The sequence below is a fragment of the Allorhizobium sp. GW101-3B10 genome (genome assembly GCF_059424725.1).
In genome coordinates this window covers 3590610-3603793 of sequence record NZ_JBWKZR010000001.1, presented here as the reverse complement: position 1 = coordinate 3603793, position 13184 = coordinate 3590610, and the positions used below count along the sequence as shown (strand labels likewise).

Below are 13184 nucleotides of genomic sequence, written 5' to 3'. Positions count from 1 at the left end.
CTCAGGCCGATGGTTGGACGCGGCGGGCCGGGTCGTCGAGCGCCGGATTGTAGAACAGCGCAAGCACGAGGCTGCGGGCAATCCGCTCGGCCGTCGCCATGAACCAGGCGCGGGCTTCGTCCGTCGCCTGCATGTCGACGAGGGTCTGGTCGAACAGCGCCAGCCATTCGACAAACAGGCCCTCGGTGATGCCGGCGACGCCAAGATGCGCCTGGACCGGCTTGCCGCCATAGGCACCGTTCCTGAAGGCGACCGAAGCCCAGAAGGCCTTCATCTTGGCGAGGTGCGCCGGCCAGCGCCCGGAGAGACGGCTGTCGAAGACGGGGCCAAGGTTCGGGTGGGCCTGGATGCGGGCGTAGAAGGTTTCGACCAGGCGGTCGACAAAGGACGTATCGACGCCCATCGCGGCCATCTGCGCCTCGGCGCGGGCCGTGATTTCCGCCCGGTGTGCGGCGCGGCCGATCAGATCATCCTGCATCGCCATCTCCTTTTATCGTCCCTGGGCAACAGGATGCTTTTCGCCCATCGTGGTGAAGTCGTCAAACCGGCGGGTTCGGACCCATCGTCGCATCGGCCGCTTCGCTATCGCCATGGGCCTGCTGTGGCATCGCGACGGCTTGACCTGGAAAACGCGAGGCAATAAGTTTAGAACAATTATAAAGAACAGGATAGACACTGATGCTCGCACGCTTTTTTTCTTCGTCGAAACGCCCGTTTTCTAGCTTGAGCGAACAGGAAATCCTGGCACTGGCGATTTCCTCGGAAGAGGACGATGCGCGCATCTATCTGGCCTATGCGGACCAGTTGCGCGAACAGTATCCGCAGTCGGCCAAGGTGTTCGAGGACATGGCCGAGGTCGAGCACACCCATCGCAACCAGCTGATCGAGATGCACCGCCACCGCTTCGGCGAACGCATTCCGCTGATCCGCCGCGAGCATGTCAGCGACTTCTACGACCGCAAGCCCGACTGGCTGCGCGCCAACCAGAGCCTGGATCAGATTCGCGCCGAGGCGGAGACGATGGAGCAGGGCGCCTATCGTTTTTACATGGCCGCGGCGCAGCGCACGACGGACGCCCAGACGCGCAAGCTGCTCGGCGACCTGGCGCTGGCCGAGCAGGGCCATGAGGAAATCGCCTCCATGCTCGGCGAGCGCCACACGCCGGAGGACGTCAAGGCGGAAGAGGATGCGAGCGCGCACCGCCAGTTCGTACTGACCTATGTGCAGCCGGGTCTTGCAGGGCTGATGGACGGCTCGGTCTCGACGTTGGCGCCGATCTTCGCCGCCGCCTTCGCCACCGGCGATACTTGGCAGACTTTCCTCGTCGGTCTGTCCGCCTCGGTCGGTGCCGGCATTTCCATGGGTTTCACCGAGGCGGCCCACGACGACGGCAAGCTGTCGGGCCGCGGCTCGCCGATCAAGCGCGGGCTTGCCTCGGGCCTCATGACCGCGCTCGGCGGCCTCGGCCATGCGCTGCCCTATCTGATCCCGCATTTCTGGACGGCGACGCTGACCGCCGCGGTGGTCGTCTTCATCGAACTCTGGGCCATTGCCTTCATCCAGAACAAGTATATGGAGACGCCCTTCCTGCGCGCCGCCATGCAGGTCGTGCTCGGCGGCTCGCTGGTTCTGGCGGCCGGCATCCTGATCGGCAACGGCTGACGCTTGTCATGACGCCGCAACACGAATAGCTTAGCGGCGTCATCATGAAACCTTCCCCGGCCACCCTCGGCATGGGCGTTTCCATGACCGTCGGTTATGGCACGCTCTACTATTCCTTCTCCATCCTGGCTCCCGAAATCGCCCGCGAATTCGGCTGGTCGCAGAGCTTTGTCTTTGCGGTCTTCTCGATCGGCCTGCTGGGCGGCGCTGTCTCCGCGCCGATCATCGGGCGGCTGATCGACCGTTTCGGCGCGCGCCCCGTGCTGACCTTCGGGTCGATCCTCGCGGCCGCCGCGCTCGCGGGCCTCTCCATGGTCCAGAATGGCTGGCAATTCGCCGCCGTGACGCTGGCAGCCGAGTTCGTGTCGATCGCCGTGCAATACGACGCGGGCTTCGCCGCGCTCGCCCAGCGCCACGGCCAGGAGGCGCGCAGCCAGATCACCCTGGTGACGCTGGTCGCGGGCTTTGCATCGACGGTGTTCTGGCCGCTGATCCAATGGCTGTTGACGATGATGACCTGGCGCGAGGTCTATCTCGTGCTTGCCGGCCTCAATCTGGTGCTCGCCCTTCCGGTGCACGCGCTCTGGCCGTCCTATCGGCGCGAGGTCGTCGCCCCGGCAAAGCCATCGGCGGAAGCCGGCGCGCCCGCGCTCGTCAGCCGCCGGCCGCATCTCGCCCTGATGGCCATCAGCCTTTCGGCCGGCGGTTTCGTGCTTTCGGCCATGGGCGCTTCGCTGCTGGTGCTGCTCGGCGATGCCGGCTTCACCCCGGCGATCGCCACCCTGGCCGGCAGTCTGATCGGACCCTCGCAGGTTACTGCCCGCGTCATCGAATATGCCCGCCGGGGCGTGCTGTCCCCGCCGGTGACGGGGCTGATCGCCACGGGGGCGATCTTCCTCGCGCTGACCTTGCTGTTTGCTGCGGCCCTTTTCCCGGCCGTCGCCATCGTGCTGGTCTTTGCCGTCTTCTTCGGCATCGGGCAGGGACTGACCTCGATCATCCGCGGCGTCCTGCCGCTGCACTTCTTTGGCACGGCCGGCTATGGGCGCACCATGGGCACGCTGTCAGGTATCCGCATGGTCCTGTCGGCCGCAGCCCCGGTGACGATCATCTTCGTCAACGAGAAACTGGGTGTGGCGACTGCGATCAGCTGCCTGCTTCTGATGGGGGCGGTCGGTCTTCTGGCGATGATCGGGCTTTCCCGCCTGCCGCCGGTGCGCCTCGAGGCGGAACGCCGGGGCCAGCCGTCCTAAAGCATTCGGGATTATCTCAGTCGAGCGCGCCGACCATGACGTCGGTGGTGCCGTTCTCGATCGTCACCCAGCGACCGGTGTCGAAGCTCGCCTGGCGCTTGAGATAGGTATAGGGCGTCTCGGTCCAGAGCTTGACGTCGTTGACGAGGTTGTCGAGGACGAAATCGCCCTGGGCGCTGCGCAGCGTCAGGACGGCGTGGCCTTCGCCGTCGGGCTTGCGCACCACGGTGATCAGCAGGTCGGCGGGAGAGAAGCCTGCGTCCATCAGCTTTTCGCGCTTCAGCAGGACGAAGTCCTCGCAGTCGCCGGCGTCGACCGGATAGCTCCAGACCTCTTCGCGGCCGTAGGCATCGGCATCGGTGACCGGCGTGATGGCGGAATTGACGGACAGGTTGATCTCGCGCACCACGTCCCAGCCGTGCGGCGTCAGCCGCGGCAGGGCGCCCGGCTTGCTCTTCACGCTGCATTCGTCGCGATGCAGGCGGCAGAAATCATAGTGGCCGATCGGCTGTGACGTGACGCTGCCCGTCGTCATCGACAGGAGTGTCTTGGGCGCTGTGAAGCCGGTGTCGGCCGGCGCCGAGACGCCAAGCACCACAAGCAACGCGGCGAAAGCGCGCGATCGGTTCATCATGAACTCGTCCCTTTAATCCTTAACAAAACGTTAAGGTCCAAGCGGGTTTCGAGTCAATCGCGGTGAGGTCTGCGCGTTAGGGATTTGTCAACTATGGTTAAAATGCTACAGGTCCGGCGCGCCGTCCGCCGTGGCCATGGACAGGATCGCCGCCTTCATCCGCGCGATGTCCTCGGGACGGGACAGCCGATGATCGCCGTCGCGCACCAGGGTGAGGACGACGTCGTCGGCCGGCAGGAACTCGACCAGCTTTAGTGCATGTGCATAGGGAACGTCGGGATCGGCCATGCCCTGCAGGATATGCACCGGGCAACCGGTTTCGATGATGCCGGTCAGCACGCGGTTGAGGCGGCCGTCCTCGATCAGGGCACGGGTGAAGATGTTGGGCTCGGGGCTGTATTCGGACGGCTCCTCGAAATAGCCGCGCTCGGCCAGCGACTCCCGCTCGGCGTCCGAGAGGTTCGGCTCGATCAGGTCGATGGTGAAGTCCGGCGCCGGCGCGATCAGCACCATGCCGGCCACGCGTGGTCCCAAGCCGCGACGCGCCAGCGCCTGCACGAGCCTGAGCGCGATCCAGCCGCCCATGGACGAACCGACCAGCACGACGCTCTGCGGCGCGACATGGTCGAGGACGGCAAGCGCTTCTTCGAGCCAGCGAGTGATGGTGCCGGAGCGGAACGCGCCGCCAGAGGCGCCGTGGCCGGAATAGTCGAAACGGATCGCCGCCAGGCCCTTCTCCGCCGCCAGCGCATCCATCTCGATCGCCTTCGTGCCGCTCATGTCCGACCGGTAGCCGCCGAGCCAGACGAGCGCAGGACCGGACGGCGCGCGCGCGGGATCGGAGGAGCGGACGAGGAGCGCGATGTCTCGGGCGTCGTCGCCCTTTCCCACCGTGATTGTCTCGGCGCGTGGGGCGGAATTGATCGAGGTCATGCAGGGCTCCCTGGGCGTGAACGACCCTGTAAAACAGATTCGCGAAGTGACGGACAGCAGGTGATTTTCCATCCGAAGCGTGTTATTGACTTGCCGAGCGGCAATAGCCAAATAGCTGAAACGCTAGAAGCCGGCGCTTGAAGCGCGTTGCCGCAAGGTTCAACAGTTCAGGAGAATACGACCATTCGCAGACCTTTCAAAGCCGATGCCCCTGTCAAGGAAGGGCCGCGCTCCAATCGGGAGATCCGGATTCCCCGGGTCCAGCTTATCAATGACGAAGGCCAGAACCTCGGCATCGTGCCGACGGATGAGGCGCTCAGGATGGCGGAAGAGGCGGGTCTCGATCTCGTCGAGATTTCCCCCAATGCCGAGCCGCCGGTCTGCAAGATCCTGGACCTCGGCAAGCTGAAATTCGCCAACCAGAAGAAGGCGGCCGAAGCGCGCAGGAAGCAGAAGATCGTCGAGGTCAAGGAAATCAAGATGCGTCCCAACATCGACACCCATGACTATGAGGTGAAGATGAGGGCGATGAACCGCTTCTTCGAAGAGGGCGACAAGGTCAAGGTGACGCTGAAGTTCCGCGGCCGCGAAATGGCCCACCAGGAACTCGGCATGAAGCTTCTGCAGCAGGTGAAGGAAGATACCGTCACCATCGCCAAGGTCGAGGCCGAGCCGAAGCTCGAAGGCCGGCAGATGATGATGGTGCTTGCACCGAAGTGAGTCTGCTAAACACGCTGCGAAAAAAGCCGCCTTCGAGGCGGCTTTTTTCATGGACCATTGCTGACATTTCCCTGACAGCCCCGTTGGGCAACCTGTCAGCCTCCCGGATGCATGATGCTCGTCATAGAGTTCAACGCAACATACCGGAGGAAAAAATGATCAACCTTTTTCGCAGACACCTTCTCGTTTCGACCACCGCCCTCTTCTCGCTGACCCTTGCGCCGGCGCTTGTTTCCGCGCTGTCGGCACCCCTCGGCGCCTCGATCGTCTCGGTCGCGCTCGCCGACGACGACGGCGGCAATGACGACGGCGGCAACGATGACGGCGGCAACGACGACGGCGGCAACGACGACGGCGGCAACGACGACGGCGGCAACGACGACGGCGGCAACGACGACGGCGGCAACGACGACGGCGGCAATGACGACGGCGGCAATGACAACGGTACCGATGACAACGACAACGGTACCGATGACGATTCGACGGATGATAACGGCGTCGATGACAACGGTACCGATGACGACTCCGCCGGTGCGAATGCAGATGGCGACCGCACCAGCCTCGTGGTCAACGACGCCCAGCTGCGTGGGCTGAAGAACGGTTCGATGGTTGCAGTTGACCAGAACGGTCGCCGCCTCGCCCTCGAAATCGAGCGGAACCGCAACCGGACCGAAGTTAAGATAAACGCGCCGCGCAATTCGGTGACTGCCGTGACCATCGTCCCGGCCAACTGAGGTCCGTCGAAACGGATGCGGCGCAGCCGCCGGTGCCGCAGCCGTTTCACCCCGCCCGCAACCCGGGCGGGGTCTTCTCGTTGCAGTGGCGCATCGGCCCGACAGTCGCTAGTCTCAATGGTGATCGACCGGCGAAGAGAACGACGAAATCGTGAAAATGATGAACAGGCGAGATTTCCTGCTGTTGTTGCTGGCGGCGCTGCCCGGCGCCGGCGCAATGCTGCATGTCAATCCGGCGTTGGCGGACGACAATAATGACGATGACGGCGGCGACGATGGTGGAGACGACGGCGGCGATGACGGCGGCGACGATGGCGGCGATGATAGTGGAGACGATGGCGGTGACGACCGCAGCGACGACGACGGCGGCAAGGACAGCGCCGACAAAGGCGGCGACGCGGACGACCACGTCGAGGCGCGAGACGCCGTTCGCAACGGCCGCATCCTGCCGCTTCGCGACATTCTGCGCCGGGTGAAAGCCATGCGTGCCGGGCGTGTCCTGTCGGTCGATCTGGCGCTGGGCGGCAGGACGCCGGTCTACATCCTCAAGGTCGAGAACAACACGGGAAGCGTGCGTACGCTTCGCCTCAATGCCGAGACGGGTCGCGCGCTGGGCCCGTTCGGGTGGTGGTGACGACATGCGGCTGCTGCTTGCCGAAGACGATCGCGATATCGCGGAACATACGAAAGCCAAGCTCGAGGCGGAAGGCTATCTTGTCGACCATCTCGCGACCGGCCCCGAGGTCTGGGAGGAGGGTGAGACCGGCGACTATGCCGCCATCATTCTCGATCTCGGCCTGCCGGGCATGGACGGCCTGTCGATCCTCAAGCGCTGGCGGGCAAGCGGCCTCGATACGCCGATCCTCGTCCTCACGGCGCGCGGCTCCTGGATGGAACGGGTCGACGGCTTCGAGGCCGGTGCGGATGACTACCTGCCTAAGCCGTTTCGCAGCGAGGAACTGATCGCCCGTCTCAAGGCCTTGCTGCGCCGCTCCCGCAAGCGCCCGTCGCCGATCAAGTCGGCGGGGCGTTTCGTGGTTGACGATCAGACGCGGCGGGTCACCTATGACGGCCAGCCGCTGGAACTGACCGCGCTTGAATATCGCCTCGTGCAAATGCTTGTCAGCGAGCCGGGCCGCGTCTTCGATCCGATCGAGATCGCCCGACGCGTACAGGGGCGGGACGACGACACGGCCAAGAACTCGGTCGAGGCGATGATCGCCCGGCTTCGGCGCAAGACCGATCCGGAAGCGATCGAGACGCGCCGGGGCTTCGGCTATGTGCTGCCGGATCAAGACGCATGATCCATTCGCTCCGGATCCGGGTCGTCATCGGAGCCTTCGCCGCCATCGTCTTCATTCTTCTCGTGCTGGGCTACGGCTTGAGCCGTGTCTTTTCCGGCTATGTCGCCGAGCGCTATCGGGTGGAGATGGCGGGCATCGTCGATCAGCTGGCCGCAGGTCTGGAACTGCGCAACGGCAAGGTGGTTCTCGAAAAGACGCCGACCGACCCCCGCTTCACGCTTCCCGGCAGTGGACGGTACTGGCAGGTGGTTCCTCAGCCGGGCGAGGTGCTGCGCTCGCGGTCGCTGTGGGATGTCGACCTGCCGGCCGATGCGCTGCTTCCGGCGGATTACGGGTTCCTGGCGGCGGAGGGGCCCGACGGTGCCGACCTTCTTGTCTATCAGCGCGCGATTTCCCTCGACGGGCCGAATGGCTCGCGGCGGTTTACGCTGTCGGCCGCCTTCGATCGTTTCGAGTTCGACGATGCGGTTGCCCAGTTTCACAGCGCCATGGCCCTGATGCTGACCCTCAGCGCCACAGTCCTGGTGGCCGCCGCGATCTTTCAGGTGGGCGTCGGGCTCGCGCCTCTCGTGCGCCTTCAGCAGCGGGTGGGGCTGGTGCGCTCCGGACAGGCGAATTCGGTCGACGACGTCGGCGTCTCGGAACTGCGGCCGCTCGTTTCCGAGCTCAACCTGCTGCTCCAGGAACGCGAGACGGCCGTCGAACGGGCGCGAGCCCGTGCCAGCGATCTGGCGCACGGCCTGAAGACGCCCTTGACCGTCCTTCTCCATCTCGCCGACCAGCTTCCGCCCGAAGAGAAGGAGCAGGCGCGCCAACAGGTGGATCTCATTCGCCAGCGCTCCGACCGCCAGCTGCAATCGGCACGGCTGGGCGTCGAGCAGATGAGCCTGACCGAACTCGGCTCGCTGGTCGGCAAGCTGGTCATGGTGCTGAGGCCGATCACCGAGCCGCGCGGCATCGAATGGCAGATCCGCGTTCCGGCCGGACTTGCCGTGGACATGGATGCTGCGGATTTCGCCGAGGCGCTCGGCAACGTGCTCGACAACGCGACCCGGTTTGCCCAGGGCGAAATCCGCATCACGGCCACCGCCGAGGACAAGGCAGCGGTGGTGACCGTCGAGGACGACGGTCCGGGCGCATCGGAAGCGGACCTGGCCATCCTTCCGTCGCGGGGCGTGCATCTGGGGGATGACGACGGCGGTTCCGGCCTCGGGCTCTCCATCACGGCGGAGATTCTGTCGGCCTATGGCGGTGCGCTGGAGCTCGGCCGTGCGGAGCTCGGCGGACTGTCGGTGCGGCTGTCGGTGCCGCTTCGCGGGTAGCGGGCTCGCATCGTCGGCGACCGTTCGAGATTCCCGATGCGACCCGTTGCGCTTTTGTCCGTCAGCGGTTATAAGCGCGCGTCCGAACGGTCCGGCAGGGCATGCCGTGGCCGTTCTTTATGCTTGAAAACGGGCATTCGTCTGCCCGTTTCGATACAAGAACAATGGAGTAGCAAAATGCCCAAGATGAAGACGAAATCCTCCGCCAAGAAGCGGTTCAAGATCACTGCCACCGGCAAGGTCCTCGCGGCTGCCGCCGGCAAGCGTCACGGCATGATCAAGCGGTCCAACAAGTTCATCCGCGATGCTCGCGGCACGATGGTTCTTTCCGAAGCAGACGGCAAGAAGGTCATCAAGAACTACCTGCCGAACGGTCTCTGAGACCCTTTCGCTTTTTGGATCATTAAGGAGATCATGACATGGCACGCGTAAAACGTGGCGTAACTTCCCGCGCCAAGCACAACAAGGTATTCAAGGCAGCCAAGGGCTTCTACGGCCGCCGCAAGAACACGATCCGCGCCGCAAAGGCCGCTGTGGATCGTTCGAAGGCATTCGCCTACCGCGACCGCAAGGTCAACAAGCGCAACTTCCGCGCCCTGTGGATCCAGCGTATCAACGCTGCTGTGCGCGAACACGGCCTGACCTATGGCCGCTTCATCGACGGTCTGAACAAGGCCGGCATCGAAGTCGACCGCAAGGTTCTGTCCGACATGGCCATCCACGAACCGGCAGCCTTCGGCTCGCTGGTCGCGGCTGCCAAGAAGGCACTGGCCTACCTCAAGGACGCCGGTACGGCGAACGAGTTTGAAAGCGCGGTCAAGTAAGCCAGCGCTTCCCAAGCTTTTGTAAAAAGAAATTGTTGGGAAACCCGCGCTGGCAGGGCTAGCGCGGGTTTTTCATTTTGTCGTCATGCCGGGGCGTTAGGGACCCGCGGTGTATCTAGGGGCAGGAAACGGACATGTCCGATCTCGACAGTTTGAAAACGGCGCTTCTCGCCGACATCGCCGCGGCGGACAACGAAGCCGATATCGAAGCGGTGCGCGTCGCCGCGCTGGGCAAGAAGGGTTCGGTCTCCGAACTCCTGAAGACGCTGGGCTCGATGACGCCCGACGAGCGACAGACGCGCGGTGCCGCGATCAACGCGCTGAAGAACGAAGTCACCGAAAAGATCACCGCCCGCAAGACCGAGCTGAAGGACGCCGCCATCACCGCGCGGCTGAAGGCCGAGACCGTCGACGTCTCGCTGCCCGTCCGTTCCTCGCCGGCCGAGCGCGGCCGCATCCATCCGATCAGCCAGATCGTCGACGAGATCACCGCGATCTTCGCCGACATGGGTTTCTCGATCGCCGAAGGCCCGGATATCGAGACCGACTACTACAATTTCACCGCGCTGAACTTCCCCGAAGGCCATCCGGCCCGCGAGATGCACGACACCTTCTTCCTGGAACCGGACGACAACGGCGACCGCAAGGTGCTGCGCACCCATACCTCGCCGGTGCAGGTGCGCACCATGGAAGCGCAGAAGCCGCCGATCCGCATCGTCATTCCCGGCAAGACCTATCGCCAGGACAGTGATGCCACCCATTCGCCGATGTTCCATCAGGTCGAAGGCCTGGTGATCGACAAGACCGCCCATGTCGGCCATCTGCGCTGGATCCTGGAAGAGTTCTGCAAGGCCTTCTTCGAGGTCGACAATGTCGTGATGCGCTTCCGCCCGTCCTTCTTCCCCTTCACCGAACCGAGCTTCGAGGTCGACATCCAGTGCGACCGCTCGTCGGGTCCGATCGTCAAGTTCGGCGAGGGCACGGACTGGATGGAGATCCTCGGTTGCGGCATGGTTCATCCGAACGTGCTGCGCGCCGGCGGTCTCGATCCCGACGAATACCAGGGCTTTGCCTGGGGCATGGGCCTCGACCGTATCGCCATGCTGAAATACGGCATGCCGGACCTGCGCGACTTCTTCAACGCCGACGTGCGCTGGATGAGCCATTACGGTTTCCGCCCGCTCGACGTGCCGACATTGTTCGGCGGCCTGAGCGCGTAAGGAGGACAGACCCATGAAATTCACACTCTCCTGGCTGAAGGATCACCTGGAAACCGACGCCACGCTCGACGAGATCTGCGAGCGGCTGACCGCGATCGGCCTCGAGGTCGAGGATGTCGACGACAAGGCGGCCTACAAGCCCTTCGTCATCGCCAAGGTCCTGACCGCCGAAAAGCACCCCGAGGCCGACCGGCTGAAGGTGCTGACGGTCGATGCCGGCGACGGCAACCCGGTGCAGATCGTCTGCGGCGCTCCGAATGCGCGGGCCGGCCTGGTCGGCGCGCTCGCGCGGCCCGGCACCTATGTGCCCGGCATTGACGTGACGCTCGCCGTCGGCAAGATCCGCGGCGTCGAAAGCCACGGCATGATGTGCTCCGAAAAGGAGCTCAACATGTCGGACAATCACGACGGCATCATCGACCTGCCGGACGACGCGCCGGTCGGCACGTCGTTTGCGTCTTACGCCGGGCTCGACGATCCGGTCATCGAGATCAACCTCACGCCGAACCGCCCGGACTGCACGAGCGTCTTCGGCATCGCCCGCGACCTCGCCGCCTCCGGCCTCGGCAAGCTCAAGCAGCCGAAGGCGCCAGAGTTCAAGACCGATGGCGAGACGCCGATCGAAGTGAAGATCGTGCTCGACGACGAGAAGCTCTGCCCGGGCTTTGCCTATCGCCTGGTGCGCGGCGTGAAGAACGGTCCGAGCCCGCGCTGGATGCAGCAGCGACTGCTGGCGATCGGCCTTCGTCCGATCTCGGCGCTGGTTGACGTCACCAACTACATGACCTTCGACCAGGGCCGGCCGATGCACGTCTTCGACGCCGCCAAGGTCAAGGGCGCCCTGATCGTGCGCCGCGCCCGCGAGGGTGAGGAAATCCTGGCGCTCGACACCCGGACCTACAAGCTCAACCCGGCCAATGTCATCATCGCCGACGACAACGGCCCGGAATCGATCGGCGGCATCATGGGCGGCGAACATTCCGGCTGCGGTGAGAACACCACCGAGGTCCTGATCGAGTCCGCGCTGTGGGATCCGATCAACATCGCCAAGACCGGTCGCAGCCACGGCATCATCACCGATGCGCGCTATCGCTTCGAGCGCGGCGTCGACCCGGAATACATGATGCCCGGCCTGGAGCGCACCACCGAACTGGTTCTCTCCATGTGCGGCGGCACGGCGGCCAAGGCCAAGGTGGTCGGCTACAAGGGTTTCGACCGCAAGGTCGTCGACTTCCCCTTCTCGGAAGTGAAGCGCCTCACGGGCCTCACCGTATCCAACGACGAAGCCCGCCAGATCCTGACCGGCCTCGGCTTCGAGGTCTCGGGCAAGGGCGAGACGGTTTCCGTCACCGTTCCCTCCTGGCGCCCGGATGTCGACGGCAAGGCGGACCTGGTTGAAGAGGTCATGCGGGTGTTCGGCGTCGACAAGATCAAGCCCGAGCCGTTGGCGCCGAGCGGTTCGGTCAACGCCAAGATCCTTACGCCCCTGCAGATCCGTACCCGCACCGCCAAGCGGGCGCTGGCCTCGCGCGACATGCTGGAGGCCGTCACCTGGTCCTTCATCCCGGAAGCGCACGCCAAGCTCTTCGGCGGCGGAAGCCGCGCGCTGAAGCTCGCCAATCCGATTGCCGCCGACATGTCGGATATGCGCCCCTCGCTGCTGCCCGGCCTTTTGACGGCTGCCCAGCGCAATGCCGACCGTGGTTTCGGCGACGTGGCGATCTTCGAGGTCTCGGGCACCTATGAGAGCGACAAGCCGGAAGGCCAGCGTCGCGTCGCCGGCGGCATCCGCCGCGGCACCGCATCGCTTGCCGGCGCCGGCCGCATGTGGTCGAACGCCATCAAGGGCGGCGGCAAGCCGGTCGACGTCTATGACGCCAAGGCCGATGCGCTCGCCGTCCTGGAGGCCTGCGGCCTGCCGATGGGCAATGTCCAGGTCGAGCAGGGTGGTCCGGCTTGGTATCATCCGGGCCGGTCCGGCACGATCAAGATGGGTCCGAAGGTGGTGATCGGCCATTTCGGTGAATTCCATCCGAAGACGCTGGAAGCCCTCGACGTGTCCGGCGCGCTGTGCGGCTTCGAGGTCTATCTCGACGTCGTGCCGGAACCGAAGCGGAAGGCGACCCGTACCAAGCCGGCGCTCGACCTCTCGCCCTTCCAGATGGTGAAGCGCGACTTCGCCTTCGTGGTCGAGAAGGCGGTCGAGGCGGGCGTGATCATCAAGGCGGCGGCCAGCGCCGACCGCAAGCTGATCACCGGCGTCAACGTCTTCGACATCTTCGAGGGGGCCTCGCTCGGCGAGGGCCGGAAGTCGGTGGCGATCGAGGTGCTGATCCAGCCGGCCGACAAGACGCTGACCGACGAGGACTTCGACGCGCTGACCAAGAAGATCGTCGGCAATGTCGAAAAGACCACCGGCGGCAGCCTGCGCGCCTGAGTGGAGAAACTGCCCGGGAGCGTCGTCGAGTACGCCGCTCCCGTCCGGCGCAAACTTCGACAGCGACCGATCAATAGAGATTTAATCAATAATGAATATTCTGTCTCGATATCCCGAGGGTCAGAAGTTCTTTTGACGCGA

General features: G+C 64.5%; 14 protein-coding genes. 11 read left to right on the top strand and 3 right to left on the bottom strand.

The window, feature by feature from the left end; all coding sequences use genetic code 11:
* Position 1 precedes the first annotated feature (1 nt).
* Positions 2 to 478: a group III truncated hemoglobin gene (locus AC07Y0_RS17940; protein WP_498679070.1), complete on the bottom strand. Its 477-nt coding sequence runs from the start codon at positions 476 to 478 to the stop codon at positions 2 to 4.
* Positions 479 to 678: 200 nt separating this feature from the next.
* On the opposite strand from AC07Y0_RS17940, the gene mbfA reads away from it, so the two are divergent.
* Positions 679 to 1662, top strand: coding sequence for an iron exporter MbfA (gene mbfA, locus AC07Y0_RS17935; RefSeq protein WP_498679069.1), 984 nt, complete (start codon positions 679 to 681; stop codon positions 1660 to 1662).
* Positions 1663 to 1706: 44 nt separating this feature from the next.
* Positions 1707 to 2915 carry an MFS transporter gene (locus tag AC07Y0_RS17930; RefSeq protein ID WP_498679068.1) on the top strand — a complete coding sequence of 403 codons (1209 nt, stop codon included), beginning with the start codon at positions 1707 to 1709 and terminating at the stop codon, positions 2913 to 2915.
* A 16-nt stretch (positions 2916 to 2931) separates the two neighbouring features.
* Here AC07Y0_RS17930 and AC07Y0_RS17925 read toward each other — a convergent pair whose 3' ends face one another.
* A complete protein-coding gene (locus tag AC07Y0_RS17925; RefSeq protein ID WP_498679067.1) occupies positions 2932 to 3549 on the bottom strand; it encodes a transglutaminase-like cysteine peptidase in 618 nt (205 codons plus the stop codon).
* Between the two features lie 105 nt (positions 3550 to 3654).
* Positions 3655 to 4482 carry an alpha/beta hydrolase gene (locus tag AC07Y0_RS17920; RefSeq protein WP_498679066.1) on the bottom strand — a complete coding sequence of 276 codons (828 nt, stop codon included), beginning with the start codon at positions 4480 to 4482 and terminating at the stop codon, positions 3655 to 3657.
* 183 nt (positions 4483 to 4665) lie between these two features.
* Here AC07Y0_RS17920 and infC point away from each other — a divergent pair, with 183 nt between their 5' ends.
* From infC to pheT, 9 genes are all read left to right on the top strand, one after another.
* A complete protein-coding gene (gene infC / locus AC07Y0_RS17915) occupies positions 4666 to 5202 on the top strand; it encodes a translation initiation factor IF-3 (protein WP_454748901.1) in 537 nt (178 codons plus the stop codon).
* Positions 5203 to 5285: 83 nt separating this feature from the next.
* Positions 5286 to 5936, top strand: a complete 651-nt coding sequence (locus tag AC07Y0_RS17910) for a hypothetical protein (protein WP_498679065.1) — start codon at positions 5286 to 5288, stop codon at positions 5934 to 5936.
* Between the two features lie 157 nt (positions 5937 to 6093).
* A complete protein-coding gene (locus AC07Y0_RS17905) occupies positions 6094 to 6570 on the top strand; it encodes a PepSY domain-containing protein (protein ID WP_498679064.1) in 477 nt (158 codons plus the stop codon).
* 4 nt (positions 6571 to 6574) lie between these two features.
* Positions 6575 to 7240: a response regulator transcription factor gene (locus tag AC07Y0_RS17900; RefSeq protein WP_498679063.1), complete on the top strand. Its 666-nt coding sequence runs from the start codon at positions 6575 to 6577 to the stop codon at positions 7238 to 7240.
* A complete protein-coding gene (locus AC07Y0_RS17895) occupies positions 7237 to 8562 on the top strand; it encodes a sensor histidine kinase (RefSeq protein WP_498679062.1) in 1326 nt (441 codons plus the stop codon). The genes AC07Y0_RS17900 and AC07Y0_RS17895 overlap by 4 nt, the downstream gene beginning before the upstream one ends.
* A gap of 177 nt (positions 8563 to 8739) precedes the next feature.
* A complete protein-coding gene (gene rpmI / locus AC07Y0_RS17890; RefSeq protein ID WP_028738670.1) occupies positions 8740 to 8943 on the top strand; it encodes a 50S ribosomal protein L35 in 204 nt (67 codons plus the stop codon).
* 38 nt (positions 8944 to 8981) lie between these two features.
* Positions 8982 to 9386, top strand: coding sequence for a 50S ribosomal protein L20 (gene rplT / locus AC07Y0_RS17885; RefSeq protein WP_115668749.1), 405 nt, complete (start codon positions 8982 to 8984; stop codon positions 9384 to 9386).
* 134 nt (positions 9387 to 9520) lie between these two features.
* On the top strand, positions 9521 to 10606 hold the full coding sequence (gene pheS / locus AC07Y0_RS17880) for a phenylalanine--tRNA ligase subunit alpha (RefSeq protein ID WP_498679061.1): 1086 nt from the start codon (positions 9521 to 9523) through the stop codon (positions 10604 to 10606).
* Between the two features lie 13 nt (positions 10607 to 10619).
* Complete coding sequence (gene pheT / locus AC07Y0_RS17875) at positions 10620 to 13043, top strand: phenylalanine--tRNA ligase subunit beta (RefSeq protein WP_498679060.1); 2424 nt, start codon at positions 10620 to 10622, stop codon at positions 13041 to 13043.
* Positions 13044 to 13184: the final 141 nt, after the last annotated feature.

Excerpts from the sequence above, each read along its gene's own strand:
- rplT (WP_115668749.1), top strand. The coding sequence starts at position 8,982 with ATGGCACGCGTAAAACGTGGCGTAACTTCCCGCGCCAAGCACAACAAG.
- mbfA (WP_498679069.1), top strand. The coding sequence starts at position 679 with ATGCTCGCACGCTTTTTTTCTTCGTCGAAACGCCCGTTTTCTAGCTTG.
- AC07Y0_RS17905 (WP_498679064.1), top strand. The coding sequence starts at position 6,094 with ATGATGAACAGGCGAGATTTCCTGCTGTTGTTGCTGGCGGCGCTGCCC.
- rpmI (WP_028738670.1), top strand. The coding sequence starts at position 8,740 with ATGCCCAAGATGAAGACGAAATCCTCCGCCAAGAAGCGGTTCAAGATC.
- pheT (WP_498679060.1), top strand. The coding sequence starts at position 10,620 with ATGAAATTCACACTCTCCTGGCTGAAGGATCACCTGGAAACCGACGCC.
- AC07Y0_RS17900 (WP_498679063.1), top strand. The coding sequence starts at position 6,575 with ATGCGGCTGCTGCTTGCCGAAGACGATCGCGATATCGCGGAACATACG.
- AC07Y0_RS17940 (WP_498679070.1), bottom strand. The coding sequence starts at position 478 with ATGCAGGATGATCTGATCGGCCGCGCCGCACACCGGGCGGAAATCACG.
- AC07Y0_RS17925 (WP_498679067.1), bottom strand. The coding sequence starts at position 3,549 with ATGATGAACCGATCGCGCGCTTTCGCCGCGTTGCTTGTGGTGCTTGGC.
- AC07Y0_RS17930 (WP_498679068.1), top strand. The coding sequence starts at position 1,707 with ATGAAACCTTCCCCGGCCACCCTCGGCATGGGCGTTTCCATGACCGTC.
- AC07Y0_RS17920 (WP_498679066.1), bottom strand. The coding sequence starts at position 4,482 with ATGACCTCGATCAATTCCGCCCCACGCGCCGAGACAATCACGGTGGGA.
- pheS (WP_498679061.1), top strand. The coding sequence starts at position 9,521 with ATGTCCGATCTCGACAGTTTGAAAACGGCGCTTCTCGCCGACATCGCC.
- AC07Y0_RS17895 (WP_498679062.1), top strand. The coding sequence starts at position 7,237 with ATGATCCATTCGCTCCGGATCCGGGTCGTCATCGGAGCCTTCGCCGCC.